This is a genomic window from Dyadobacter sp. AC419 (genome assembly GCF_979253085.1).
This window is the reverse complement of sequence record NZ_CEEDCD010000029.1, coordinates 41,304-67,500: the sequence shown is the minus strand read 5'-3', so window position 1 is coordinate 67,500 and position 26,197 is coordinate 41,304. Positions and strand designations below refer to the sequence as shown.

Here is a 26,197-nt window from a genome sequence, read left to right as displayed (position 1 = left end):
AAATTGACATTAAGCCGCAAGAAATCGATGATCTCACAAGCCGAATCTATCTCCGCCTGATATGCATTTTTGGATTGACCTAGCATGGTTGCAGCGTTGATCTCGGCACGATACGGTCCTGCAATCAGATCCGCAGCTTTCAAGAATATAGCAGCGCGTTGCTCCCAATTCAGAACAGCCCATTGCTTTCTGGCTTCAAGCGCTTCATTGATCGCTTGCTTCACATCTTCCGCAGTTCCTTCATGGAAATAACCTAAGATATGCTGGTGATCATGTGGCGGGGATATCGATCGCTTGTTCTGTGAAAATATCTCCTGCCTTCCTATATATTGTGGAATTTCTATCGTTTTTGACCTCGCATCTTCCAAAGCCTTCTGTAACAATGCTTTCTCCGGACTATTTGGTGCGTAATTTTTAACTGGCTCGTTCCTTACCTCGGGAACATTGAAAACTCCTAATGACATACTTCTAGTTTGTTTTATTACAAAAAGTCAATTTATTGAACAAAGCTGGCAGCTGACAAATTCACTGTTAGGCTTTTGAAAAGGAAAATTTGTGAAACGTGCTGGCCTCTTTTTACTTAAATTTGAATTCTCAAGTTGCACCTAGTTTACCGAAATGATATTTTACAGCACAACAACTGCCAGCATTAAGGCATCACCGGAAGAAGCGATTTTTAACAGCTTGCCACCTGATAACGGGCTGTACATGCCTGAATCTATTCCTACATTATCCCCTGAATTTATAGCAGACATTGAAAATAAAACCTTCAATGAAATTGCCATCGAAATAACGCATACCCTGTTCGCAGGCGAAATTACAAGAAGTGAAATTGAAACCATCATTCAAAATGCATATGACTTTGAATCGCCTGTAAAGCAGATCAATTCAGACGATTATGTTCTTGAACTGTTCCATGGTCCGTCTATGGCTTTTAAAGACTTTGGAGCGCGGTTTATGGCGTCTATCATGTCTTATTATTTGCAGCGCTCTGACAGACAAATAAATATTCTGGTCGCCACGTCGGGTGATACGGGAGGCGCGGTTGCCCAGGGATTTTTCAAAGTGCCTGGCATATCGGTTACCATTCTTTACCCGAGTGGCAAAGTGAGCGATATTCAGGAAAAGCAACTTACAACATTAGGTCATAATGTGTCTGCGATTGAAATTGACGGAACATTTGACGATTGCCAAAAACTGGTTAAAGAAGCATTTCTGGATGCTGAGCTGAACGCAAAATTCAATCTCGCCTCTGCCAATTCCATTAACATTGCGAGACTTATCCCGCAATCATTCTATTATTTTTCTGCCTATGCGCAGTTGAAAAAGCTTGGCAAGCCGATTGTATTTTCTGTGCCCAGTGGAAACTTCGGAAATTTGAGTGCCGGCTTACTTGCTTACCGCATGGGCTTACCCGTCGAACAATTCCTGGCAGCCACAAATTTAAACAACGCAGTTCCTCGTTATTTGGAAAGTGGCGAATACAAACCTGAACCTTCCATTGAAACTATTGCCAATGCGATGGATGTCGGCAACCCTAGCAATTTTGTAAGGTTGAAAAGATTTTTCGGAGATGACTGGAATGCGATAAAAGAAAAAGTTACCGGATTTTATTTTGATGATGAACAAATCAAAAGCGCAATGCGCGAAGTCTTCAATGAGAAGAATTATGTAATGTGCCCGCACACGGCAGTCGCTTACCTTGGGCTCGAAGCTTATCGCAAAAATCAAACGAACGATTTCACAGGCGTCTTCCTCTCAACAGCCCATCCAGCCAAATTTATTGAGCTTGTCGAAGAAACTTTGGAAAAACCGATCGAAATTCCTGACAGACTGGAATTACTCCTTTCCATTGAAAAAGTAGCAACCAAAATGGATTCTTCATTTATTGCTTTCAAGAAGCTGCTTATGAGCACATTAAAGTAAAAATTTGAGCGATTTGGACCCGTGAGAATCGATTATAGCAGTTCGATCGCATCCAAGTCGGTAAATATCCAAACCAAAAGAGGCAAAAATCGCGATGATTTCTGCCTCTTTCATTTTTCTGACTAATTTTTAATTAATCACGTCTCCGCGTAAAAGTCGGAAACGTTTCCTCGACTCGGCTACAAAAATGCTTCCCGGATATTTTTCCATCAACTCCTGATAAAGCTTCATGGCAAGATCCTTGTCTTTCAACTTTTCCTGGTAAAGTTTCGCGGAAGCAAACAGCGCATCATCACCATAAATGTCGTGACCAAATTTTGTTGTCAGCACTTTCAGATATTCCATCGCTTGTTGATTGCTGTCGAGCTTCATGTAAGTCTCAGCCGTCAGCCAGAGAATTTCGTCGGCCAGGCTATGGTTTTCATATTTGGTGTAAAGCGTCTTTAATGTATCAATGGCTTCGAACTTCTTATTTTGAAAAAGCAGAAGCTCAACGGCCGAGTAACGCTTCATTGCCGCCTCGGTGCTATCAAGGCCCGTGTTGTCCATAATCAGCAGAGACAAGTCATTGGCATCATTCGCAATCTCTCGCGACGTTGCTTTTTTCAAAATGTCCAGCACCGCTTTTGCAAGTTCAAACTCGCCTTTATAATAATGCAGTTTTGCATTCCGCAACTTCGCTTCATAACCCAGCAAATCGTCCTTCTGGGATTTCTCAACTTGGGAATAAACCAATGTCGCTTCCCACGGTTCACCTTGCAGCAGATAAATGTCGCCAAGATCCAGCTTGCATTTATCTACAAAAATTCTTCTCCTGTTTGCCCGCATCGATCGCCGTGTTCAGTATATCAATGGCCTTTTTAAAATCATCCATATAAAAGGCATTCAGGATAGCCATATTCCGCAACGCCTCAACGGTCCGAACATTCACGCCTAACTCATCCACCAGCTGCTGATATTGGCCAAGCAGTTTCTGAACTTCGCTGCGCTTGATCGGATAAGTGTTTTTGACTTGTTCCTCGCGGGCAAAAATGGCCATTCTGCGTGCAACAGGATAAAGCTGACCTTTGGGATATTCCTTTACCAAATGATCAAATATTGTCCCTGCATTGCCGTAATCTAAATCCTGAAGCGCCAGCATGCCGAGGTTGTAAAGGCGCGTTCCGTTGTGCTTAAATCGCTTGTCAAGCGCACGTTCCTGAATGAATGCTTTATAGAAATCCTTTTTCTGAATTTGATACCAAATCAGCAGCTCATTATAAAAACCTTCGTTAGGAAACTTTTGGATCTTGTCATAAAGCACTTTTTCAAGCAGAGCCTGCTCCTTTTCATCTTTGGTAAAATCCTGGAGCATGTTTTGAACCACCTCAATGTTCTGATAACGCATGCCGTAAGAAAGCAATTCGTCGATCATTTGCTCAGGCGCATTCAAGTCTCTGTAAACACTGGCCAATTCAAGCTGAAAAATATCCGTCCGCTTAGCAGCGTCCCTGGCTTCTATCAATATTTGCTTAGCCCATTCCGGTTTATTGATCGCTCTTAATTCTTCTGCTAAATCACGTTTAAGCTCGATCCTTGCACCGGATGACGCAATGCTCTGCTGAATCTTTTTATCGGCTTCCTGAGCCTTTCCTTGCGCCTCTAACAACACGCCCCAGTATAGATAATACCAGCTCGCATTGTTCGCATCATTCTTAATTTGTCGCTTATAAAATTGCTCCCCGTCAGACCATGACTTGGTCTTAATGATGCAGCTCGTATAATTCTTAAGCGATATTTTTTCGAAGGAGGTTTTCAGCAGCGCTGTATAATAGGTTAGCGCCTTGGGACAATCATTATTTTTGAAATACTCCTCAGCCATCTCCTTCTCGCTCTGCGCCACCGCCGCCGCCCCGGAACAAAGCATTATCATCAAAACCAATGTCGAAACCTTTTTCATAATAGAAGAAAAAATTTTTCTCTTTATTTATTATCACTTACTAGGTCTGTGGATAAGGGGATAATTAGTTTATCCACTGGAGATTAACATAGTTATCCACATATTGTTAATAACTATGTTGGTTTATCCACTTAAGTTTTTGGGATTATCAACTGTTAAGTTCTTGAAATACAAGTTAGCAATTTATTTGTTCACACCTGATTGTTGGCAACTGCCGGTTTTGCTAGCTTTGTGTTTTCCACATTTGCTAAAGTGTATCAACGTACTGTTAACTTCCGTTTAGATTAGTTTTACCCACAGAAGATTGGAAACTGAATTTTTATCCACAGTTATTCACGCTTATCCACATAATTGTTAACAATTTTAGGTCGATTACCAACAAAATATCCGGGTTATTAACATAGTTATCCACACTAAGTGTATAAGAAATTGAGGATTTTTTATTTTGGAAGTGTAACATTGATGTCGTTCAGCTCGAAATTGGCTTTCAAAAGGATCTTATCGTTCAAAAAGTAGATCGCTTCAGGCTGCTTGTTCTTATCCAGCTCACCCGTGTCCCATCTTCTGTTCTTGTTGGCATCAGCTGTTACGCGCAAATAGTATTTGCCCTGGGGAATGTGAATGAATGTATAAGGAGTTGCATACTGCGTTTCAATAAGCTTGTATTGCTCATCAACCAGCTCGATAATGTAACCTGCGGCCGGATCTGCATTGATAACAGCACCTTTTATCTGGCCATATTCTTCCTCTTTCAGCACCGGGTGTTTGATCAATGTTTTTGAAAGCGTATCCCCTTCCACGCTGATCATAGTGCCCTTTGGAAAGTCCCACTTGATTGTATCTTTTGCAAATGATTTGGCTTCAATGGACAGTTCTGTATGCGTTTTGTTCCATCTGTATTTAAATGCGCTTAATGGCTCGTGCGTAAGACTGTCTGTGATGAGGCTGATCTTGCTATCATCGAGGAATTGAATGGGCTTATTAAGCACCAAAGTGTAGTTAAATGTATTGGTCAAAGGCTTATTTCCGTCGGGCTTTGTAGTCATCGAAAACGGATCTTTCTGCCTCTCTTTTCCTCGCTGTACCTGGAATGCTATCTTTTGCTCAAAGTCAGTTACGGCACCCAGCGAATCAGTCACTGTCAGTTTCACAAGCGTAGAATCCGGATGAGGCTGCACATTAAAAAATTTAAGCGCAGCGCCGTTTTCCAGCATGTATGGAAGTGTGTCGTTGTTCATAAATTTCACGTCAACTTTCTCAATGGATTTGCTGAAAACGACGGCATAATTATTCACGCGGGGGATTGTCCGCTGAATTTTGAGCGCCGTATTATCTGTATAAAAACATATCTATATTGTACGACACAGAGTCTGTCCCCGCTGTTATAGGTTTCGCCTAGAAATCCAATTCGCTCGTCTTTTGCATTGTAAAGCATATTGCGGTTTTTGTCATCGATCGCAATCAATTTGTAATTTCTTGTCTGAATGTTTTCAATCGAAAAAACGCCGCTGCTGTCTGTCCGTGAAAAGTAATAGGGCTTTTGTTTGGTCACATTCAGTGTATCGCTCACATTATATAATCCGACCAATGCATCGAAGAGCGGTTTGTCCGTTTTAACATCTCTTAAGCGCCCATAAACACGTCCTGAATCGAGTGTGTTGCCGGTGCTAAACACGAGTTTCAAATTCTTCGCCGGATTCTTCTTCAGCAAAATCACGGATCGCATCGCCAAAACTTAACGTGTAAGTCGTGCTGTCGACGAACTGATTTTTGAAGCTTAATGAAACAGACATACCATTCTGTTTGTATGAATATGGATTGTCAGCTTCCGGCGTAATGATGAGTTTTTGATTGATATTATCAACGACAACATACTCGTCAAAAAACAGCTCGATCTTTTTTCCCTTAAAATTGAGTGTCTTATTTAAAGGATTGCTCTCAACCAATGTAGGCGGAATAGAATCCTTTTTACCACCGGTGGGTGCAACCTGCTGCGCGCAGCGTCCGAAAATCAATAGGCATATAATCGCAATGGCAATGGTTCTGATCATGGAATTTGTTAAAGTTAAAAAGGCCCACAATACATTGGATGCGTATTGAGGGCCCGTGCGAATTTTGTCAGAATTCAGTTTATTTTTTTGATACAATGTAAATCAAGCTGGATGTATTGAGGTGTTCCTTATCATTGGAACGACCTTTTAAATTAGAGACAAGTCCCGTTTTGACGCTGTCCAGATAATTAATGCTGCCGCCGCTGTATTTAGTGCTAAGCATTCCTACATAAAACGAATCAAACCACATCGGCAGAATGTTTTTAATCTCCAAACCGTGCTTATTAAGCAACGTTTTCATCGTTCCTTTTGTGAAGTGATATAAATGTCTTGGCACGTCATAAGCAGCCCAGAAACGGCCATATTTTGCGGCATCAAATGATTGTGGATTTGGTACGGCAATCAGGATTTTTCCATTTGGATTAAGATGCTGATATAACCAGTCCACCGTCTCATTCAGCAAATGCACATGTTCCAGCACATGCCACATTGTGATCACATCAAACGTTTGTGATGCCAGTTCCGAGGAGTAAATCGATTCGTAGATAGACGCTCCTGCCCTCTTCTCAGCTAATGTCCTTGCACCTGAATCCGGCTCCGTTCCTGCGGCTTTCCAACCGTCTTTGGCAGTTGCGGCCATGAAGTTTCCCGTTCCACATCCTATGTCCAGAATCTTACCTTTCGATGGAGCGAGACTATTGATCAACTCCACTTTTTGTTTGATCGTACGATTTCTGACTGCGGTATATGCTTTTGATATCAGATTGGTTTTCTCTTCATCGTGGTGTGAAATGTAATCTTCCGATTGATAATATGCGCCTATTTCAGCCTCCGATGGTCGCGGATTCGTAAACAGGAAATAACAATTGTTGCATTGCTGGATCGTAAATTCCTTGTGAGAAACGGTGTAATCTTCAACATTCAAATAATTATTGAAGCTGGACTTATCGCAAATCGGGCAATTCTGCGAGTGTTTCTAACGGCATTATCGTCCTATAAATAGCATTAATACTGAAATGTCGGAAGGGCTCACGCCGCTGATCCGAGAAGCTTGTCCGATGGTCTGCGGACGAGTTCTTTTCAATTTTTCGCGGCCTTCAAAAGACAATGAAGTAACCACGTCGTAATTGAAATTCTCGATAATGTTCAGGTTTTCTAACTTGTTCATTTTCTCAACGAGCAACATTTCCTTCTCGATATAGCTGTCGTATTTGAGATTAATCTCCGCCTGATGAATTGAATCCTTGCCAAATTTTTCCAGCAAAGTCTCTACAACGGGACTGGCTTCTGTAAGCTGATCAATCGAAATCTGTGGTCGTTTCAACAGCTGCGCTAGTGAAATTTTCTCCCGCAATGGAGCCGTGCCGATGGCGGCAAGCGTTGGGTTGATTTCTTCCGGCGTCAATTTTGTGGCGGAGAATGCTGCGATGATTGCAGCCACTTCGGCTTTCTTCTTTTCAACATTATTAAGCCTAGTTTGATCTGCCAGTCCTAGCTTGAAACCTTTTTCGGTCAAGCGAATGTCGGCGTTATCCTGGCGTAGCAATGTGCGATACTCAGCACGTGAGGTGAACATCCGGTAAGGTTCTTCGGTGCCTTTGTTGATCAAATCATCAATCAAAACACCAATGTAAGCCTCCGATCTTTTCAGCACGAATGGTTCGAGCTCATGCACATTCTGATGCGCATTAATGCCCGCCATCAATCCCTGGCAAGCTGCTTCTTCATAACCCGTCGTCCCATTGATCTGGCCGGCAAAGAAAAGGTTTTGGATCAAATGTGTTTCCAAAGTCGATTTCAATTGGGTTGGCGGGAAATAATCGTATTCGATCGCATAACCCGGACGGAACATTTTTGCGTTCTCAAATCCCGGAATTTTCCTTAGCGCTGCGTATTGCACGTCTTCTGGAAGCGAAGTCGAGAAGCCATTTACGTAGACCTCAACCGTATCCCACCCTTCCGGCTCTACGAAAATCTGGTGGCGATCCTTGTCTGCAAAGCGATTAATCTTGTCTTCAACAGATGGACAGTAACGAGGACCAATGCCTTTAATCCTTCCCGAAAACATGGGAGATTTCTCAAAACCTGTTCTCAGAATTTCGTGCACTTCTTCATTCGTGTAAGTAATCCAGCAGCTGCGTTGCTTGGCAAGCGGCTTAGTGTCCGAGTAAGAAAATTTGGATGGATTCTCATCTCCTGGCTGCTCTTCCATTTTGGAATAGTCCAGCGAACGTCCGTCCACACGTGGAGGCGTTCCGGTTTTCATGCGTCCTGCTTCGAAGCCTAATGTTACCAATTGCTCGGTGATTCCGGTCGCGGCCTTCTCTCCTGTTCTGCCGCCACCGAAATTTTTCTCACCAATGTGGATTAGTCCGTTCAGGAATGTGCCGTTCGTAAGCACGACAGATTTGGAATGTATCTCAATGCCCAGACTTGTCTTCACGCCGCAGGCTTTTCCATCCTTAATGATGATCTCTTTTGCGGTGTCCTGCCAGAAGTCAACATTCGGATTTTGTTCCAATACGTTCCGCCATTCCGTAGCGAACATGGCCCGGTCGCTCTGGCATCTTGGGCTCCACATGGCAGGGCCTTTTGACAAATTGAGCATCCGGAATTGGATCATTGTTTTGTCGCTAATGATCCCCGACTGTCCGCCGAGTGCATCAATTTCACGAACGATCTGCCCTTTCGCCACGCCTCCCATTGCAGGGTTGCACGACATTTGAGCAATGGTATGCATATTCATTGTAATCAGCAGCACGGAGGAGCCCATCGACGCAGCAGCCGCAGCTGCTTCACAACCGGCGTGGCCTGCTCCTACCACGATTACATCATATTCTTGAAACATAATTCATTTACTTATTAAACCACTTTAATTAAAGTGTTCCACGTGGAAATTTAACTAGAAGAGCAGAAGATACTGATCCTCTTTGGCCCGCATGGCCGCTTTTAGCTTTTCGTGCGTATCGTCATAACCCATCAAATGCAGCAAACCGTGAATCAAAACACGACGCATTTCGGTTTCAAAATCGGCATGAAACGTCGCTGCATTCTCTCTCACCCTGTCGACGCTGATATAAATATCTCCCTCAATGACATTATCTTCCTCACTATTGTCAAACGTAATAATGTCCGTGAAATAGTCGTGATCGAGATATTGTTTGTTGATTTCCAGGAGATAATCGTCGTCGCAAAAAATATAATTCAAATCAGCTATCTCATAACCCTCTGAAATAGAGGTGTTTTTGATCCACTTTTTCGTTTTTATTGGGCGTAATAGGTCGAAATCGACGTTTTCGGTGAAGAAATTAAGCATACCAGGCGATAAAATATTACAAACATACTAAACTATCCGCTTAAGAACAGTTTAGCCGATGACCGCGCCCTGAACAACTGCTTAAAAAGTGTTAAAACGCGGTCATCGGAATGTTCACAACAAAATGCTTTTATAATCAGTTCTTAGCCTGATACTTGCGGAAGTAAGTGTCCACCTCCCTTTTGTAGAATGGCGAGAATGTTGGCGGGATGGTTCTCAGCAGTTCAGTTTGCTTCTCTTTCTCGCGAATGTATCTTTCGAAAGCCGCAGGTGGTTGTCTTGGCAATTGTTTCGCACTCTGGGCTTTGCGCTGCTCGTCCTCATCCTGTTCCTTCATCGCTTTTTCCGATTCCAGCAAGCGAGTCGTTATTTCCTGGTTGCGCTTGATTAGCTCGGGTGTAATGCGCTTGTTCACGAGATCGGTTTCCGTCTCGTCCATTTTCTCAGCGATTTCCTGCAACTCCTTGCTCATCTGTTTTCCAACCTCCGTGCCTTTTTGCGATTCCATCAGGTCATTGATCATCTTCCGGATCATCGCTTGTTCAGCGGCCATTCTCGCCAGTTTCTCGGAATTATTTCCCTGCCCTTCCTTGCCTTCTCCCAGCTTTTTCATTTCGCCATTGAGCTTTTCCTGCATTTCACCCATGCCCTTTTGCTCGCCTTTCTGTTTTCCTTTTTTGCCTTTGCCACTTCCCGGCATTGCCATCGCCATTTGCTGTTGCATCTGGTTGAACACGTCGCTCAGCATTAGTGCCAGGTTATTCATGGACGTCATGGCGAATTGTTGCTTCGCAGTCGCCTGGTTGATCTGGCGGTCCTTAATGCTCTTCACGCTCTCGTCCATGTAAGACTTCATATCATTAAGCTCACGCGTAATAAACGACTGGATCTGAATCACACGGTTCGCAAGCGCATAAAGGCTGTCCTCGACGATTTTTGCGTCGTCTTTCAACTTCAATTGCTGCTGGCCGAGTTTGATAAATCGCGGATCCTGCAAACTCACGCCGCGAAAATCCTTCATCAATGTTTCCTGATCGAAAGAAAGCGTGATCAGATTTTCCAGAATGTCGCGCAACGCGTCAAGGTTTTCCTGCATTTGCTCCATTTCCGCAGCTTCCATCGCTTCCTGCATAGACTGCGACATTTTCTTCATCGATTGCGCCGCCTTTTTTTGTGATTCAGAAGCTTTTTTATTCTGTTGCTTATCCAGCTGCTCTTTGCTTTCCTCCATCTGCTCAGAAGCGTTTTTCTGCTCTTCTTTTTGCGTGTCCAAAGGCTGTTCAAGCTCCTCACTCATTTTTTCGACCTCCTTAGAATCCTCCTGCGCTTTCTTAAACTCATCCTGGATCTTTTCCTGCTCTTTTTTCAACTCCTCATTCTTGCCTTTTTTGTCATCGGAGTTCTTATTCTTGTCATTTTCCTGACTTTTATCTGCAAGCTGGTCTTCCTTATCAGCCAGCTCGTCCAGCTTTTCAGTCAGATTTTCCATTTTTTGTTCAAGCTGCATTTGCTTGAAAAGTTTCATGGTCCTTTCCAGCTCTTTTTCAAGATTGTTTTCCTTGTTTTTAAGCTTTTCCATCATGCTCGACATGCGGTCACTTTGCTTCTGCTCCAACAGTTTTTTCAATTCCTGGTAAAGCTTTTCCGTGTCCTTGTCCATCAGCTCGTTCATAAGCTTTTGAAGCTGGTCTAGCTTGCTCTGCAATTCCGGACTTTGCTGGTTAAACTGCTTCGATTTCTCGTTCGCGTTCTGGTTCTTTTCCTGCAAAGCCTGCAACTCTTTCATGAGCTCTTCCCGCTTTTTGAGCACTTCTTCGATCTGTTTTTGCTCTTTAAAATCAAGTTCTTTATTGCTTTTGAGCTTATTATCGAGGTTAGTAAGGTCTTTTTGCAAGCTCTGCGCCTTTTTCATGGCCGATTGCATCTGATCTTCTGTTTCTTTCTCCGATTTTTTGATTTCAGCTTCTAACTGATCTTTTGATGGAACTGTAAACTGAATTGCCCTTGATTTGGCGCTTTTCGGGCCATTCACGCCATCATTATCCCAAACCTGGGCATAATATTCGATCTTATCGCCCGGAGCCAGTTTGAGGCTGTCTACATACCATTGGAAATAAAAGCTTTGGGTGTTCACCGTTTTGTTAAAAGGAACCGGAATTCCTTTGGCAGGGGAAGCTTCTTTCTGATCCGCCCGTTTCACAGAATAGAACATTTTAAGCTGTGAGAAGCCATAATCATCGCTTATGGAGCCGCCTAGCACCAGATAATTATAAAGCGTCGTATCTTGGAAATTTTCGAGGTTAAGGACTGGAAATTTGTCCGGAACAACATTGATGAAATAACCGATTTTATCCGCATTCGTCGTCTCTTCATTTTGCAAATTCACCTGATATTGCGAAGAGCGTTTCACCGTTTTTCTGATCTCAAACTGATCTCCATCCTTTCCTTTCGCACGATATAATGCCGAATCATCATCAAATTTGATCGCCAGTGATTTGGTCGAAGAAGTGTTAAAATTCCATTCAACCGTCGTTCCTTCCGGCACAGAAAGGTTTCCAACATTGTTCAATCCCTCCGCAGGCTTGTTCAGATAAGCCGGATAATGCAGATTCACGTCAAAAGAAAGCAGCGAAGGCCGTTCAGCCACATTAATGCGATATTCCTCAGAAGTAAATCCGGCCGCGTCAAAAGAGAATTTAACGTCTCTTTGCAGGTTTTTGAATGTATAGGAATAAGTCTGATTGCCATCATTGTTCAGTTTGAATCTCGAACCGTTCTGGACCAGATAGGCGGCAGTGGGCAATGCTTCGCCTTTCAGTTTGAGTTTCAATGTAAAATCCTCGTTTCTAAATGCTTTCAAATTTTTGTTTTCCAAAACAAATGAAAACGGCGCATAAGTGTAATTTTTCTGAAAATGAATGATCCGCTCCGAGCTGGAAGTGAAAAATGAGGGATTGAAAAGCAAGATCGCAGCAATGGCCGCAAGCGGATAAATGGCGTATTTAATTCGCTTTTTATTCTCATTAAAACGAATCGCATCCGAAAATTTAACAATCAGCAACTGCCCCGATTTCTGGCGAATGCTGGCTTCGATCAGGTCCGATTGTGTGCCTGTTAAGCCCCTTAATTGCAATGTGTTGACGAGCTTATCCCCTATTTCTGGAAAATATTCACCGATCTGTAATGCAGCCTGTTCGTCCGAAATCGGCTTTTTTAAGCCAGAAAGATGTATTATAGGCTGAATAACCCATTGGAAAAACGAAAAAACGAGCACAGCCAAAAATCCGAAGAATAACATTCCCCGGACCCCTGAGCTAAAGCGCCCGAAATATTCTATTGTATTAAAGAAAAGAAAAACCGTCAGCAACAGCCCGGCCGAGAAAATGATGCCCTTAAGAAGCTGGTTTTGATAGTATTTCTGACGGTATTCCTGGATGCGGAGCAAAAGGCCTTCCATTGCCGGCGTAAATGCAGCCATATATGAGTCTCTTTATATCAGTTTGGAAATTTATAACGTATGCCGGAATCAAAAATTACGATCCGCTTTGCTACGCATAAAACAAACTAATATAGCGAATTATATGGAATTCCATCGTTTAAAATGGATTTTCCTCAGGCATTTTAGTGCATTCTGCTATGGTTAATTTTAAAGCGTCAGCAAAACGCCGACAGAAGCATAGTTGATCCAGTTGAAATTGTAAACTTCATCCGTATCCGCACCGCCTTCCACGACCCGATAACCTGCCTTAACGCTGAATTTCGGATTAATCTGGTAAGCCAAACCTGCGAAAACATCCTCTGCCCTACCCTGCTTCGCGGCCAAAGCATCTCCTTCCAGGATTACAGACCAGCGGTAAGACGGCTTGTAAGACGCATAAAAGTTCACCAGCGGAACAAAGCCAATGTTGTCGAAATGCGTGTCCTGTGATTCATTTTTGAAGCGCACATCCGCATCACGGATCTTCGCGGTAAGTCCTAATCCCACACGCCACCTTGTTTTAGCGACAATGTCGTAGCGATAGGTAAGTCGGTAAGAGTTGAATTTATAAAAAACCTGCAAAGGCTGGCCGCTTTGGTAAGTCAACCCATTGAAATTCACATCTTTTCCGAACGCACCATTGTATTTAACAGACAGAGGCGCATATAATGCGCTGATATTATGCCGCTTACCAAATGTGTAAGTGCCTCTGATCCGGTAAAAAATCTTTGGATCAATGCTTAGATCCTCCGCCAGGTTCACCTCTGTGCCGCCCACATTTGGAATGCGGACTTTGTTATAATTTGTTCCAAACACCACACCACTTTCGACATCCAGCTTAAACTGGGCCAACAGCTGTGAGGAACATAGCAGTAAAAAAACGATAATAATGTTTCGAGATCCCATATCCACACCTTTATTAAAAAAAACAAACAACCCGATATGAGTTGTTTGTACAAAAGTGGTGCCTGAGGCAACAATGTTGATATAGGCCGTCGGAGGCTATGCCTCGATCGTTTCCGGGTAATTTTTTACACTTCTTACAAAGGATTTAATGTCCTGTTCCAAGTCATTGCTCTCCTGCAAAACTCGGATGAATGCGCTGCCAATGATCGCACCGGCCGCATGATCCGAAGCTTTTTTGAATGTATCATGATCTTTAATCCCAAATCCGATCAGGCGCGGGTTACGCAGCTGCATCGCATTCAGGCGCTCAAAATATGACTCCATATCCTCGCTTACACCCGATTTCGAGCCTGTAACGCTGGCTGAGGAAACCGTGTAAATGAAGCCTTCGCTCACTTCGTCAATCTGGCGAATGCGTTTTTCGGAAGTTTGCGGCGTTACCAGGAATATATTCAGGATGCCGTAAGCGTCAAAAATGGCTTTGTATTCATTCAAATACACATCCATAGGCATATCGGGCAGGATTAAGCCGTCAACGCCCGTCTCCGCGCATTTTTTACAGAACTCTTCAATGCCAAACTGCAAAACCGGGTTTACGTATCCCATCAGCAACACAGGAAGCGAAATTGTCTCGCGCATATCCTGCAGGTTGTTCGAAGAGCATTTTCACGGTCATGCCGTTTTCCAGCGCCCTGTCATTGCTTTTTTGAATGGTCTCGCCATCCGCAACAGGGTCAGAATAAGGCATTCCAATCTCCACAAGATCGGCGCCGCCGTCCTGCAAGGCTCGTAAAACGCGCATGGTGTCATTGCGTTCGGGGAAGCCGGCTGTGAAATATACATTCAGCAAGCCGCCGTCGCTTTGCGTGCCGCTAAAAAGGTTTGTTATGCGGTTCATTCCTGTGTCCAGTAGTCGATCACCAAAACCTTGTCCAAATGCGGCCCAAGGACTTTTCCAAATGCTTTGTGGTCAGGATGAGGCAAATACACTTCGCGGGCAGCTTCGTTCTCGAATGTTACGAAAAATGCGTGCGTGAAGCCTTGCGCCAATCCTTCGGGGCTGTTGTTCGTGCCCCATTCCAGGCTTTTGATCTCCTTAATCTTCGAAGGCAATGCTCTGAAAGCATCTTCTACTTCTTTCACCTGCGCAGGCGTCGCCGAATCTTTGAATTTGAATAAAACGACGTGACGGAGCATTTTTTTCGGTGGGTTTTGAGGTGAAGCAGAAGCCATAGCGCCAAAAAGAAGCATTCCGGCCATTAATAGTAATTTGAAATTCATAGTTGGATAAAAGGTTGAACTGTAAGGAATTAATTGTTACTATGCGGAGCAATTCAGGCATTCGCCCTCGTCGCTGAATTTCAGTCTGTCAAACTCGCCAAGCTTTTCTTTGAGTTCGAGAATCTCGTCTTCCAGGTCGCACCTTTCGAAAAGCGAAAGCTCGCCGGAGTTTACTTTTCCTTCCAGCTCCTGAATTTTGAGCCTCAGATCAAAAACCTCGGGTAAGGTAAGTGTTGCCATTGCAATGTATTTATGAGTAAATTAATCGATGTATTTCATGTAAGTCGCCATGTCCTTATCGCCGCGACCGGAAAGGTTCAGGATCACGTTCTCGTTTTCAGAAGCACCCAGCTGACCTAAAATCGCCAGGGCATGTGAAGATTCCAGAGCCGGGATAATGCCTTCAAAGCGAGTTAGTTCAAATGCAGCCTGCACGGCTTCTTCATCTGTTGCCGACATGAAAATCCCTCTTCCGCTGTCGTACAAATAAGCATGCTGAGGACCAATGCCTGGGTAATCCAGACCGGCTGAAATTGAGAATGGCTCCACAACCTGGCCGTCTTCAGTTTGCATTAATATTGTGCGGCTTCCGTGCAGAACGCCTGGTTTTCCCAAAGCCGTCGTAGCAGCAGAATGTCCCGAAGTAAGTCCCTGACCAGCAGCTTCCACCGCCACGAGTTTTACACTTTCATCATCCAGAAAGTGATAGAAAGCACCCGCAGCATTGCTTCCGCCGCCCACGCAAGCCACCACATAATCAGGCGTTTCTTTGCCAGTCTGCTCTTTGAGCTGCCATCTCATTTCCTCCGAAATAATGGCCTGAAAACGTGCCACCATATCCGGGTAAGGATGCGGTCCTACCACGGAACCAATGATATAATGCGTGTCCACAGGATTATTGATCCAGTGGCGCATCGCCTCGTTCGTAGCGTCTTTCAATGTGCGTGAGCCGCAGGTTGCAGGCCTTACTTCTGCACCGAGCATCTTCATGCGGGCAACGTTAGGCGCCTGACGCTCAATGTCCAGCTCGCCCATGTACACAATGCATTCAATGTCCATCAGCGCACATACAGTCGCCGTAGCAACACCGTGCTGGCCGGCACCGGTTTCTGCAACCACACGCTTTTTGCCCAATCGCTTCGCCATCAGGATCTGCCCGATGGTGTTGTTCACCTTATGAGCGCCTGTGTGGCAAAGATCTTCGCGTTTGAGGAAAATGTTGGTTTTGTATTTTTCCGAAAGCCTGTTGGCCCGGTAAAGCGGCGTGGGACGTCCCACGTAATTGCGCAGGAGATCATTGTATTCTTTTTGAAAAGAAGGCTCTGCAATGATGCTGAGATAATTTTCACGCAGTTCTTCCACGTTTGGATACAGCATTTCGGGAATGAATGCACCTCCAAAACTGCCGTAGTAACCGCGGCCGTCCACTTGATATGACTTCTTTTCTGCTATTGCTTCCATAGTTTCTAAGCTTCCGCCTCTTCTTTCTCTTTTACACGAACTAAACTGAACAGTTCTTCCAACTTGGCAATGTCCTTCACGCCTGGCTCTGTTTCAAACTGACTGTTAACATCAATTCCATAGATAGGCAGCGTTTTGGATAACTCTATAATGTCTTCAATGTTGTCCAGCCCGATTCCCCCGCTGAGGAGAAAAGGCTTTTCATTATCGTATTTTTTCAAAAGTTTCCAGTCAAACGGCACACCGTTACCGCCTGGGTTATCGCCTTTTGTATCAAACAAAAACAGGTCACAGAACGACTTGTAATTGTTAAGCATCGCAAAGTTGAAAGACGCATCAATGCTGAATGCTTTGATCACATTAACCCCTTTCTGACGAATGCTGCGGCAAATGTCGGGCATTTCGTTGCCGTGAAGCTGTGCGTATTGCAGGTCGTATTTCTTAACCATTGCCAGGATATGGCCCGGGCTGGCATTTACAAACACGCCTACTTTCTTGATATTATTGGGAATGCTTTTGATAAATTCTTCATCCAACTCTTCGCCGACAAAACGGGGTGATTTTTCATAAAAAATAAACCCGATGAAGTTAGGCTGTAATGCCACCACTTTTTCAATGTTGTCTTGCTGGCGCAGTCCGCAAACTTTTATTTTCATAGAACCAAAGGATTTAAATTGCTATGTTGAGTTAAGTCATTTTGCAAATCCGCCAGTGCGGTTCCGGGATTTGCAGTCTTCATAAATGTTTCACCAATTAAAAAACCCTTATAGCCGTGACCGTATAATTTCAAAATGGTCTCAGCATCTTTCAGGCCGCTCTCTGATATTTTAACAAAAGAATCGGGAATCTGTTCACTTAGCGCGATCGAAGTTTCAATGGAGGTTTCAAAAGTTTTAAGATTTCTATTGTTAACCCCCACTATATCAATGTCTTCACCAATGGTCGCCGCCAGTTCCTCGGCATTATGCACCTCCAATAAAACTTCCAAACCCAGCTCGTGCGCTTTCTTGCTCAGCGACACCACTTCTGCTGGCGTAAGACAGGCAGCAATGAGTAAAATTAGGTCCGCGCCTATCGCTTTTGCTTCGTAAAGCTGATATTCGTCAATGATAAAATCTTTGCGCAGCATCGGGATCATTGAATTCGCCTGCCGTGCTTTCAGAAAATCTGCAAATGAGCCGCCGAAGAAATCCTGATCTGTAAGCACCGACAAAGCCACTGCGCCTGCATTTACATAATCAAAAGTCACAATCTCAGGCTTTACCTGATCATTAATGATGCCTTTTGAAGGAGATTTCCGTTTGAACTCGGAAATGATCTTGGGCGATGAAGCATTTCGCAATGCTGCCGACAGGGAAACTGTTTTGCGTGCAAATAAAGGCTCTTTTTCCAGATCGGAAATCGATTTGCTGCCTTTGGCTTCGCTTACTTCTTCCCTTTTTCTTGCAACGATTTTATCTAGTATGTTCATCTATAATTAGTCTTCGATCAATTTTTTAAAGCTGCGCAGCGCCTTTTTGCTTTCCAGTGATTCACGAGCCGTTTCCACCGCGTCGGGCAACGACAATGCCGGATTTGCACAATGCAATGCCAGCGCCGCATTGGCAAGCACGGCCTGCTTTTGAGAGAATGTTGCTGTATCGTTTAATACATCCATGAAAATTTTGGCAGATTCTTCAACCGTTTTCCCTCCCGAAAGGTCTTGTGCGCGCAAGGTGGGTAACCCCAGATGCGCGGGAGTGAGAACTTGCTCCGTGTGAGCGGTGATCATTTTAAAAGCACCTGTTAATGACACTTCGTCGTAGCCGTCTAATGCGTGAAGAACCAGAAATTGCTTGTCAGTCTGTTGGTAAAGATAAGCAAAAAGCCGTGCCAATTCAAGACTGAAAACGCCTACAAGCTGTTTTCTGGGCGAAACCGGATTCACCATCGGACCCAGCATATTGAAGAAAGTTTTGACCCCCAACTCACGCCGGATCGGTGCCACATTCTTCATCGAAGGGTGAAAAAGCGGCGCATGCAGAAAGCAAACACCGGCTTCGTTGATCTTCTTTTCGAGGATATCCTTATCATTGGTAAACTTCGTGCCGAGATATTCCAAAACCGTCGAAGAACCGCAAAGTGAGGAAACGCCGTGGTTACCATGCTTGGCGACATGCTGGCCCGCGCCCGCGACCACAAAGCAAGACAACGTTGAAATATTGAATGTGTCCTTGCCATCGCCACCTGTTCCGCAAACGTCGATGGGGTCATAGGCTGATAAATCAACGGCTAAGCACAACTCCAACATTGCGTCCCGGAAGCCTTCCAGTTCTTCCACTGTAATGCTTCTCATGGCGTAAATGGTCAGGAACGAGGCGATTTCGGAATTGGAATATTTGCCTGTGCTAATGCCGATGAGGACGTCTTTGGATAACTCTTTACTTAAAACTTTATATTCAAAAAGATGGCTAAGAATCTGCTTCATGATATTGCTAAGCGTAATGAAAGAAGGTTTTTACTGTTCGAAAATTGATTTTGTTTTCTAAATTTTCAACCAGTTTTCCAGCATTTCTTTACCATGCTCGGTCAGCACAGATTCCGGGTGAAATTGAAGGCCTTTTACATCATATTTCTTGTGCGAAAGCCCCATTACGCGGCCTTTTTCATCCAATGCGGTGATTGTCAGATCATCAGTAAATGTTTCAGGAATGACAGTCCAGGAGTGATAACGGCCGACTTTGATTTCGGACGGAAGCCCCTGGAAAATGCGTTCGGACGGATCTGTGACAATCGCCGTATCGCTGATGCCGTGCAAAACATCCGTCATGTTTTCGAGCGTGGCGCCATACACTTCGCCTATGCCTTGGTGTCCAAGACAAATGCCTAAAATGCTCTTGCTAGGACCATATTCACGGACCAGCTCGTGCATAATGCCCGCTTCCGACGGAATGCCCGGCCCGGGCGAAAGCAGGATTTTATCATATTTCCCGACATCTTCCATTGAAATTTTATCATTGCGGAAAATATCCACCTGGTCGTTCAACTCGCGGAGAATGTAAACGAGGTTGTAAGTGAAAGAATCGTAATTATCGAGGACTAAGATTTTCATTATTTCCAGTTTTTGCGGGTTATATCTCTACTGCAAAATCGATCGCCTTTCTCAAAGCAGCCAGTTTGCTGTTAATTTCCTGTAATTCACTTTCCACATTCGATTTGGCCACAACGCCCATTCCAGCCCTGAAAAACAATGTGTTATCCTTACTAAGGAATGTCCTGATCGCGATTGCATGGTTAAAATCACCATTGAAATCCATAAATCCGATCGCGCCGCCGTAAATGCTCCGGTTGCTCGTTTCCATCTGGTCGATCAGCTTCATCGCATTGTGCTTAGGCGCTCCCGAAAGCGTTCCAGCAGGGAATGTGTCGGCCACCAATTGCAAAGGATTCACGCCTTCATTCATTTTGCCAACCACTTTTGAAACCAAATGGATGACGTGCGAATAATATTGGACTTCCTTATAATTCGTCACTTTCACGGCATCGCAACTTCTGCTCAAATCGTTTCTTGCCAAATCAACAAGCATAACGTGCTCCGCAGTTTCCTTAGGATCATTTAACAACGCCTGCGCTGCCTCTGCATCCGCCTGATCGTCGCCTGTTCTGCGGAATGTGCCTGCTATGGGGTGAATTTCAGCTTGTCCGTTTTTGATAAAAATCTGTTTCTCCGGAGATGAGCCAAAAATCTTATAACTGCCATAGTCAAAATAAAACAGATAAGGCGAAGGATTGATGGAGCGTAATGCGCGGTAAACATTGAATTCATCGCCCTGGAAATCACGGCTGAACCTGCGCGAAGGAACGATCTGGAAGACGTCGCCGCGAAGGCAATGATCGATTCCTTTTTGAATTACAGTCCGCATTTCATCGTCGGTCACGTTGGACGTTTCTTCGGAAGCAATCTGAAACCCGTATTTAGGGAAATTTCTGTTTTTGATTAAAATTTCAATCTGCTCAATGCCACTCTCCTGCTCGCTGTCGCCATATTGATGCTCAAAAATGTAAAGCTCATTTTTGAAGTGGTTAATAGCGATCACATAGCGGTAAACCTGATAAAAAATCTGATCAATGTCCGTTTCCGGGCTCGCTGGCTGAATGGTAATGTCTTCAAAATAACTTACTGCATCGTAAGTCATATGACCGAAAAGGCCATTAGAAATAAAAGGAAAACCGTTCTTTTCTGATTTGAAGCTTTGCGCAAATGCATATAATGTCTGCACGGCGTCCCTCGGGTTTTTGAGCGTAATAATGTTTTGCTGTCCGTCCGGAAATTGCTGCGTAACGACATTCTGATTCAGCTTAAAAAAAGCAACCGGATCGCAGCAGATGTAAGTGAATGAGTTTTCATTACCGTGATAATCAGAGCTTTCGAGCAAGATTGTGTTCACAAAGCGGTCTCTCAGTTTGAGATAAATGGAAACCGGCGTTAATGTGTCTGCCAGAAGCTTTTTATGGCGGGTTGATATCTGATAGGTTGGATTCGACATTTTTGAAATCTTAAAAATTGATGATAATGGCACAAAAAAAACGGCTCGCTGTCAGATGAACAGCGAGCCGTTTGTAAAGTATATTTTGATTATACCAAAGCAATAGCTACTCGTCCATCTTGTTAAGACGTGCACGCCACCACCAAATAGTATTCAAAGTTTTCATATCTCGATTTTGTAATGTCCTGCGACATTGTCATTGGCAAATATAGAATAAAATAAATATGATTTTATTTATTCGAAAAAAAATTATTGCATTGTACCAGTCAGTTACTTCTCCCTGATCCGCTTCACAATCCTGACCGCCGTCATCATCAATATTGCAAAGATAACAAGCCCCAGCACACCCCAGAGCCAATCAACCGTGTTTTTCAAAACGACGAGGAAAACAATGGAGAATAGAAATATTGTAGCGATCTCATTGAAAAGCCTCAGCTGAAAAGACGAAAACCGGAATATTCCGTGACGCAGTTCCAACAAGATTTTACGCGTTAAAAAAATGATAAGCGACCAGCCCGACCACGAAAAGCAACTTCAATTGCATCCATTCCTGATCCAGCCATGACGGCGTAATGTAAAGCATAATGGAGCCGAAAATGATCGTGAGCCAGCAAGCCGGCGTCATGATCGCATTCCAGAGCAGCTTTTCCATTTTGGTAAACTGCGCAAACAAAATCTCCCGCTCAGGACTCGTCTTATCCTTAGCCTCTGTGTGATAGACAAATAACCGCGGCATATAAAAAAGTCCGGCAAACCAGCTTACGACAAAAATGATATGTAACGCCTTGAAATGGAGATAAGTCATGGGTGAATGGGATGCATGGCTGAGCAGGCTTAATGCTGTTCGATTAGTGATCTTTTCAAAGTCAAATTTCGTAAATAATGGGCGAATGCATCAGATAAACTTTCTTTGATCGCGATTCGTTTAACAATAAGCGACAACACAAATCAATAAAATGAGAACCACCATCCCTATTTTCACGTTCCTTTTTCTGTGTTGCATGGTTGTGATATCATGTGCACAGTCGGACAAAAAACAAAAAAAGCAAATGAACAAAGAAACGGCTTTGACAGCATTGGACGAAAATAACGTAGACATGTCAAATACAGAAACCGCAACTTTCGGAACCGGGTGCTTCTGGTGTACGGAAGCAGTGATGGAATCATTGGATGGCGTAAAAAAAGTTGTTTCAGGCTACGCAGGCGGTCACGACCCGAATCCTAATTACAAAGAGGTTTGCACGGGCAACACAGGCCATGCAGAATGTGTGGAAGTAACATACGACCCGAAGGTGATCAGCTACGCAGATTTGCTCGAAGCATTCTTCCGCAGCCATGATCCGACATCGCTAAACCGCCAAGGAAATGACGTTGGCACGCAGTATCGTTCGGTGATCTTTTTTCACAATGAGGAACAACAGAAGCTTGCTGAGCAGGCAAAGGCGGAATTGGACAAATCCGGGGCGTACGACAAGCCGATTGTAACCGAAATCTCCAAAGCTCCGAAGTTTTTTCCGGCAGAGGATTACCACCAGAATTACTTCGCAAACAACCCAGATCAAGGATATTGCGCATTTGTGATCGCACCGAAACTGGACAAATTCAAGAAGGTTTTCAAGGACAAATTGAGAAAGACGATCTAGTAAAATACCGTTAAAATTGGTTTGCCTACCTTTCGTATAAAGGGGCATTCCGATTAATAACTATCGATGGCACAAGTTTTGAAGCGTTGAAATAAAGGCTTTAATTTGTGCCATTATTTTTTTTAACAAAAACTAATCTATTACGATGAAAAAGATTCTATTTATGTTTTTTGTTGTTGCTGTACTAGGAACAACCTCAGAAAAAGCCTTTGCGCAATTTGAAAAAGGAGATAAGTTATTGAATGCTGGGATCAACTTAGGCGGCACATATGGTGGCGGCGGTGTTGGTGTAGGTGCTTCATTCGAAAGTGGTGTTCATGACTTCATCAGCGTTGGTGCTCAGGCTGACTTTGTTACTTGGAATTATGGCACTTTTGGATACAAATGGAGATATAATTTCTTTACAGTAGCAGCAAGAGGTTCTTACCACTTCGGAAAGCACTTTTTAACAATGGATAACCTGGATTTATACGCTGGACCAGCATTGGGATATCGTATTTCTTCTTACAGCACTCCTGGCGGTTATTCAGGTTTTTATGACGATGGTTACGGAAGCGGCGTTTTCTTCGGAGCCTTTGCAGGAGCGCGTTACTATTTCAAACCAACAATGGGTGTTTTTGCAGAAGTTGGTTACAATGCTTCTCCTTTGAAAGCTGGAATCACTTTCAAGTTCTAAGCTGAAAATCAATATATAAGAAAAGGCTTCGGGAAACCGAAGCCTTTTTTGTGCTCTAATGTTAAAATTTCATCCTTAATGTGACGAATCCGCTGCCATTAGCGGGATTGAAACCGGGTGACAATTGAAATGTGATCGGCTCGTTTCTTCTGGTGAGCTCCCTTCTTACCCGCGTTGCCTTCGAACCGTTCTTACCGCCTTTCACGAACCCTACTGTTCCAAATGTTACCGCGCCGGCAAAGCCACCAATCATCATCCAGGCGCCTGTAATGGCCCTTTTTTCATCCTGATAACTCTTGTAATTTCCGTTGGCATCCATGGCTCCTGCCACAATTCCGGTTCCGATTCCTGCCACAATTACTCCAACAGACGTCCCGACAATGCCCATAGTCATGCCGGCTTTGGACTTGCCTTTGTAATATTTATAAACTGCCCTGAGCTTATCTGGTGTCGCCGTCTGCAATTCTTCCTGAAACCTCGCTTTTGGCGTTACAGCTGTTGAATGAGAAAGGCTTGGCTTGGTAACTGGTGCGGAAGGAGAATAATAACTCGGGACTTCCAACACAGCTTCAAAGGTTTCGGTTTCGCCATTTCCGTATTGAATGGATGCGATTTCGGTTTTTCTGACCGTAAATAAAGGCCCTTCCGGATCGGTCACTTTCTTGTATTTTATCACATTCTCATCCACCTCCTGAATCAGCACTTCCAGCTTTGTGGCGTCGCGAAGTGTGATGAGGTCGGGCTTGCGCGTAGTTTGTGAAAATGACAAATGTGCGCTAAACAGCAAAAAAAAGCAGAAAACCCATTGGATCTTCTGCTCGGAAATTTTGATTTTCATTTGGGAAGGATGTTATAATAAGACATTTAGATCATTAATGATACTAAATAAATGCTATTACAGTGACATCCTTAATGTTAATTGTCCTGACTTATTAAACGGATCAATGCTTGGACTGATGTTCAGAATGCTGAGCGATTGATTTCGGCGCACTAATTCAGTCTTCACTTTCTCCGCTCTATTTCTATAAAATTTGTAGTTTCTAAAACCAATTAAACCAAGTCCTACGCCCACGACAGGACCAACTATTGCCAAAGAATTTCCAATTGTTTTGTTATCAGGACTGGTTCCTGAGCCAGCAATGATTACACCCGAAACAAGCGAAGCAGCTGCAAATGAAGTAAACACGATTGCACCCGTTTTGCCGTCCAGCGAGCGATCCGTATGATAGCGATATTTGTCTCTCAGTTGATCCGAATTCGCCATAACGACGCTTCTTTCAAATTTATCGGAAGGCAAATTGGCCATATCCGCATATTGTCCGACACTATCCGGCGGCACGTGACCGATTAAAACCGAATCGCGAACTTGAATGATCTTTCCTGTTTTAAGAATAACGCGCGCAACCTTATCGAGGTAAATGTAGCTTTTCGCGCTGTCAGCGGTCCCAAGATCCCGATAATTGATCTTTTCGTAGCTCATTTGGGTAATCAGCGCCTGAATTTTAGAACTGTCGCGCTTGACGATCACGTCATTTTTTGCTCCGGTCTGAGCCCATATTTGATTTGAAACAATAAAACTCAAAACAAAACCGAAAAGCAAACCTGACTTGACAAATGTGTGTAAATGCATGTTTTTAATGTTAGGTGAAAACGAATTGTTAAACTACACAATCTTTCTTCATAACCCTTAAAAAACCATGCTACTATACGCCAAATTTGTTCAGCTGCTTTACAAGCACTTCAAAATCTTTGGGATACGGCGCCTCCACGCGAATCGGATCACCATTCATCAGGGCAAACGATAATGCAAAAGCATGCAACGCAACACGCTGAATCAGAGGCTGTTCTTCCGTTTCTTTTTTCAGATTGAATTTGCGTTTCAAATTGGACAGGAAGATCGGCTCGCCGCCATATTGCGGATCGCAGACGATGGGCGCTTTCAAACACGACAAGTGAATCCGGATCTGGTGCATGCGACCCGTGATAGGAATGCATTCAACCAATGTATATCCGCGATAGACTTTCAATGTGTTAAAAATTGTCTCCGCAGTTTTGCCTTCCGCCCGGTCAATTTTAACGGCAGTTCCGTTTTTCAGAGGTAAAATAGGCAGGTAAACCGAAATGCTGTTCAGGTTATGAATGCCATTTGTAACTGCGTGATAACGCTTTGTAACCTCACGATGTTCAAATTGCATGGCCAAATGCCGGTAAGCGGCCGGGTTTTTCGCAAATGCCAGCACGCCGGAAGTTTCTTTATCCAAGCGATGCGCTGCCTGCAACTCGGAGTTGTATTCTTTTGCAAGCCTCAACACGCTTCCTCCCCTATCTGCCGTCCGCTCGTCAAGCGTAGCCAGGTGCGGGGGCTTATTAACGAGCAAAAAATCCTCGTCTTCAAATAATATCAGGTCCTTAAAATTGATCTTCATATAATATCAAATAAAAACAATCCGGAAGAACAACCAGTTGCGGTTCATTCTTCCGGATTGGCATATTACGGCAAAAATAATGATTTACTTTTTGTAAGCTTCTTTTCGATCAGCAACCTTGATGACTTCTATGAGAAGCTTTTCGTCTTCGATCGAATAAATCACCCTATAATTTCCAATTCGTATTCTGTAACTACTTTCGTAGTTTTCTAGTTTCCTTACTCCTTGTGGTCTTGGATTATTAGCGAGCGCATCAATATGGGCAATAATTTTTGAGCGATCTGATTTTGGAATACTTTCTAACTCTTTTAACGCCGATTTTTTGACAGAAATTTTATACATATCAATCCTTCGACATCAGCGAACTTCTCACATCTTCCCAATTTAAAGAAGGCTCATTTTTTCTCTGTCCAATCGCGATCTCGTCTTCAATTTCTTCCAAAATGTCTAGCAGACTGTCCCGATCTTTTAGCAAATCAATGTCTATTACAACAGCCTTTTTTTGTCCCTCCTCATCCATTAAATAGCTTATTCCCTTCATGATTGACAAAGTTTTCTGGAAAGTTAA

Annotated in this window: 29 protein-coding genes and 1 pseudogene (1 of these 30 running past the window's edge); 3 read left to right on the top strand and 27 right to left on the bottom strand. The window is 43.7% G+C overall.

Annotation, left to right across the window (positions count from 1 at the left end; translation table 11 throughout):
- A protein-coding gene (gene pruA / locus AC0IYG_RS28270; protein WP_471714431.1) for an L-glutamate gamma-semialdehyde dehydrogenase crosses the window boundary here: on the bottom strand, nucleotides 1-464 show its beginning. Its footprint begins 1,168 nt before the window's first position; the window shows 464 of its 1,632 coding nt (coding positions 1-464); its start codon is at nucleotides 462-464; its stop codon lies beyond the left edge, outside the window.
- Nucleotides 465-618: 154 nt separating this feature from the next.
- On the opposite strand from pruA, the gene thrC reads away from it, so the two are divergent.
- Entirely contained in the window at nucleotides 619-1,926 is a 1,308-nt protein-coding gene (gene thrC, locus AC0IYG_RS28265) for a threonine synthase (RefSeq protein ID WP_471714430.1), read from the top strand.
- 129 nt (nucleotides 1,927-2,055) lie between these two features.
- Here thrC and AC0IYG_RS28260 read toward each other — a convergent pair whose 3' ends face one another.
- The 21 genes and pseudogenes from AC0IYG_RS28260 to AC0IYG_RS28160 all read right to left on the bottom strand — a co-directional run bounded on the left by AC0IYG_RS28260 (nucleotide 2,056) and on the right by AC0IYG_RS28160 (nucleotide 21,689).
- Complete coding sequence (locus AC0IYG_RS28260; RefSeq protein ID WP_471714429.1) at nucleotides 2,056-2,754, bottom strand: tetratricopeptide repeat protein; 699 nt, start codon at nucleotides 2,752-2,754, stop codon at nucleotides 2,056-2,058.
- Nucleotides 2,720-3,865, bottom strand: coding sequence for a tetratricopeptide repeat protein (locus AC0IYG_RS28255; protein ID WP_471714428.1), 1,146 nt, complete (start codon nucleotides 3,863-3,865; stop codon nucleotides 2,720-2,722). Before AC0IYG_RS28255 ends, AC0IYG_RS28260 begins: the two co-directional genes overlap by 35 nt.
- A gap of 440 nt (nucleotides 3,866-4,305) precedes the next feature.
- Nucleotides 4,306-5,160: a hypothetical protein gene (locus AC0IYG_RS28250; protein WP_471714427.1), complete on the bottom strand. Its 855-nt coding sequence runs from the start codon at nucleotides 5,158-5,160 to the stop codon at nucleotides 4,306-4,308.
- Entirely contained in the window at nucleotides 5,157-5,549 is a 393-nt protein-coding gene (locus tag AC0IYG_RS28245) for a peptidase associated/transthyretin-like domain-containing protein (RefSeq protein WP_471714426.1), read from the bottom strand. The genes AC0IYG_RS28250 and AC0IYG_RS28245 overlap by 4 nt, the downstream gene beginning before the upstream one ends.
- Nucleotides 5,533-5,916 carry an Ig-like domain-containing domain gene (locus AC0IYG_RS28240; protein WP_471714425.1) on the bottom strand — a complete coding sequence of 128 codons (384 nt, stop codon included), beginning with the start codon at nucleotides 5,914-5,916 and terminating at the stop codon, nucleotides 5,533-5,535. The genes AC0IYG_RS28245 and AC0IYG_RS28240 overlap by 17 nt, the downstream gene beginning before the upstream one ends.
- Nucleotides 5,917-5,995: 79 nt before the next feature.
- Complete coding sequence (locus AC0IYG_RS28235; RefSeq protein ID WP_471714424.1) at nucleotides 5,996-6,841, bottom strand: class I SAM-dependent methyltransferase; 846 nt, start codon at nucleotides 6,839-6,841, stop codon at nucleotides 5,996-5,998.
- Between the two features lie 60 nt (nucleotides 6,842-6,901).
- Nucleotides 6,902-8,764 carry a tRNA uridine-5-carboxymethylaminomethyl(34) synthesis enzyme MnmG gene (mnmG, locus tag AC0IYG_RS28230; RefSeq protein ID WP_471714423.1) on the bottom strand — a complete coding sequence of 621 codons (1,863 nt, stop codon included), beginning with the start codon at nucleotides 8,762-8,764 and terminating at the stop codon, nucleotides 6,902-6,904.
- A gap of 54 nt (nucleotides 8,765-8,818) precedes the next feature.
- On the bottom strand, nucleotides 8,819-9,232 hold the full coding sequence (gene ybeY / locus AC0IYG_RS28225) for an rRNA maturation RNase YbeY (protein WP_471714422.1): 414 nt from the start codon (nucleotides 9,230-9,232) through the stop codon (nucleotides 8,819-8,821).
- Nucleotides 9,233-9,368: 136 nt separating this feature from the next.
- Nucleotides 9,369-12,689 (bottom strand): DUF4175 family protein, encoded by a 3,321-nt coding sequence (locus AC0IYG_RS28220; protein WP_471714603.1) that lies wholly within the window; start codon nucleotides 12,687-12,689, stop codon nucleotides 9,369-9,371.
- Between the two features lie 189 nt (nucleotides 12,690-12,878).
- Entirely contained in the window at nucleotides 12,879-13,562 is a 684-nt protein-coding gene (locus AC0IYG_RS28215; protein ID WP_471714421.1) for a porin family protein, read from the bottom strand.
- Nucleotides 13,563-13,712: 150 nt separating this feature from the next.
- Nucleotides 13,713-14,514, bottom strand: a pseudogene (gene trpA / locus AC0IYG_RS28210) (tryptophan synthase subunit alpha).
- Nucleotides 14,511-14,867, bottom strand: coding sequence for a Dabb family protein (locus tag AC0IYG_RS28205; RefSeq protein WP_141110440.1), 357 nt, complete (start codon nucleotides 14,865-14,867; stop codon nucleotides 14,511-14,513). The pseudogene trpA and the gene AC0IYG_RS28205 overlap by 4 nt, the downstream one beginning before the upstream one ends.
- A 69-nt stretch (nucleotides 14,868-14,936) precedes the next feature.
- On the bottom strand, nucleotides 14,937-15,137 hold the full coding sequence (locus tag AC0IYG_RS28200; RefSeq protein WP_026632703.1) for a hypothetical protein: 201 nt from the start codon (nucleotides 15,135-15,137) through the stop codon (nucleotides 14,937-14,939).
- A 21-nt stretch (nucleotides 15,138-15,158) separates the two neighbouring features.
- Nucleotides 15,159-16,358: a tryptophan synthase subunit beta gene (gene trpB, locus AC0IYG_RS28195; protein WP_233799222.1), complete on the bottom strand. Its 1,200-nt coding sequence runs from the start codon at nucleotides 16,356-16,358 to the stop codon at nucleotides 15,159-15,161.
- Nucleotides 16,359-16,363: 5 nt separating this feature from the next.
- Nucleotides 16,364-17,014, bottom strand: a complete 651-nt coding sequence (locus AC0IYG_RS28190; RefSeq protein WP_233799223.1) for a phosphoribosylanthranilate isomerase — start codon at nucleotides 17,012-17,014, stop codon at nucleotides 16,364-16,366.
- Nucleotides 17,011-17,829 (bottom strand): indole-3-glycerol phosphate synthase TrpC, encoded by an 819-nt coding sequence (trpC, locus tag AC0IYG_RS28185; RefSeq protein ID WP_471714420.1) that lies wholly within the window; start codon nucleotides 17,827-17,829, stop codon nucleotides 17,011-17,013. Before trpC ends, AC0IYG_RS28190 begins: the two co-directional genes overlap by 4 nt.
- A 6-nt stretch (nucleotides 17,830-17,835) precedes the next feature.
- The gene (gene trpD, locus AC0IYG_RS28180) at nucleotides 17,836-18,825 is read right to left on the bottom strand and encodes an anthranilate phosphoribosyltransferase (RefSeq protein ID WP_471714419.1); all 990 of its coding nucleotides are present in this window, start codon (nucleotides 18,823-18,825) and stop codon (nucleotides 17,836-17,838) included.
- Nucleotides 18,826-18,882: 57 nt separating this feature from the next.
- Nucleotides 18,883-19,449 carry an anthranilate synthase component II gene (locus tag AC0IYG_RS28175; RefSeq protein WP_471714418.1) on the bottom strand — a complete coding sequence of 189 codons (567 nt, stop codon included), beginning with the start codon at nucleotides 19,447-19,449 and terminating at the stop codon, nucleotides 18,883-18,885.
- Nucleotides 19,450-19,468: 19 nt separating this feature from the next.
- Nucleotides 19,469-20,884: an anthranilate synthase component I family protein gene (locus tag AC0IYG_RS28170; protein ID WP_471714417.1), complete on the bottom strand. Its 1,416-nt coding sequence runs from the start codon at nucleotides 20,882-20,884 to the stop codon at nucleotides 19,469-19,471.
- Between the two features lie 270 nt (nucleotides 20,885-21,154).
- On the bottom strand, nucleotides 21,155-21,364 hold the full coding sequence (locus AC0IYG_RS28165) for a hypothetical protein (protein ID WP_471714416.1): 210 nt from the start codon (nucleotides 21,362-21,364) through the stop codon (nucleotides 21,155-21,157).
- Nucleotides 21,365-21,368: 4 nt separating this feature from the next.
- On the bottom strand, nucleotides 21,369-21,689 hold the full coding sequence (locus AC0IYG_RS28160; RefSeq protein ID WP_471714415.1) for a CopD family protein: 321 nt from the start codon (nucleotides 21,687-21,689) through the stop codon (nucleotides 21,369-21,371).
- Between the two features lie 244 nt (nucleotides 21,690-21,933).
- Here AC0IYG_RS28160 and msrA point away from each other — a divergent pair, with 244 nt between their 5' ends.
- Together msrA and AC0IYG_RS28150 are read left to right on the top strand one after the other, a co-directional pair.
- Nucleotides 21,934-22,527: a peptide-methionine (S)-S-oxide reductase MsrA gene (msrA, locus tag AC0IYG_RS28155; RefSeq protein WP_471714414.1), complete on the top strand. Its 594-nt coding sequence runs from the start codon at nucleotides 21,934-21,936 to the stop codon at nucleotides 22,525-22,527.
- A gap of 145 nt (nucleotides 22,528-22,672) precedes the next feature.
- Nucleotides 22,673-23,203, top strand: a complete 531-nt coding sequence (locus AC0IYG_RS28150; protein WP_471714413.1) for a hypothetical protein — start codon at nucleotides 22,673-22,675, stop codon at nucleotides 23,201-23,203.
- Between the two features lie 61 nt (nucleotides 23,204-23,264).
- On the opposite strand, the gene AC0IYG_RS28145 is transcribed toward AC0IYG_RS28150, so the two are convergent.
- From AC0IYG_RS28145 to AC0IYG_RS28125, 5 genes are all read right to left on the bottom strand, one after another.
- Nucleotides 23,265-24,041, bottom strand: a complete 777-nt coding sequence (locus AC0IYG_RS28145) for a hypothetical protein (protein ID WP_471714412.1) — start codon at nucleotides 24,039-24,041, stop codon at nucleotides 23,265-23,267.
- A gap of 57 nt (nucleotides 24,042-24,098) precedes the next feature.
- Nucleotides 24,099-24,833, bottom strand: coding sequence for a hypothetical protein (locus AC0IYG_RS28140; RefSeq protein WP_471714411.1), 735 nt, complete (start codon nucleotides 24,831-24,833; stop codon nucleotides 24,099-24,101).
- Between the two features lie 73 nt (nucleotides 24,834-24,906).
- Entirely contained in the window at nucleotides 24,907-25,629 is a 723-nt protein-coding gene (locus AC0IYG_RS28135; RefSeq protein WP_471714410.1) for an RluA family pseudouridine synthase, read from the bottom strand.
- A gap of 84 nt (nucleotides 25,630-25,713) precedes the next feature.
- Nucleotides 25,714-25,971 carry a type II toxin-antitoxin system RelE family toxin gene (locus AC0IYG_RS28130; RefSeq protein WP_471714409.1) on the bottom strand — a complete coding sequence of 86 codons (258 nt, stop codon included), beginning with the start codon at nucleotides 25,969-25,971 and terminating at the stop codon, nucleotides 25,714-25,716.
- 1 nt (nucleotide 25,972) lies between these two features.
- Nucleotides 25,973-26,170: a hypothetical protein gene (locus tag AC0IYG_RS28125; protein WP_471714408.1), complete on the bottom strand. Its 198-nt coding sequence runs from the start codon at nucleotides 26,168-26,170 to the stop codon at nucleotides 25,973-25,975.
- Nucleotides 26,171-26,197 lie beyond the last annotated feature (27 nt).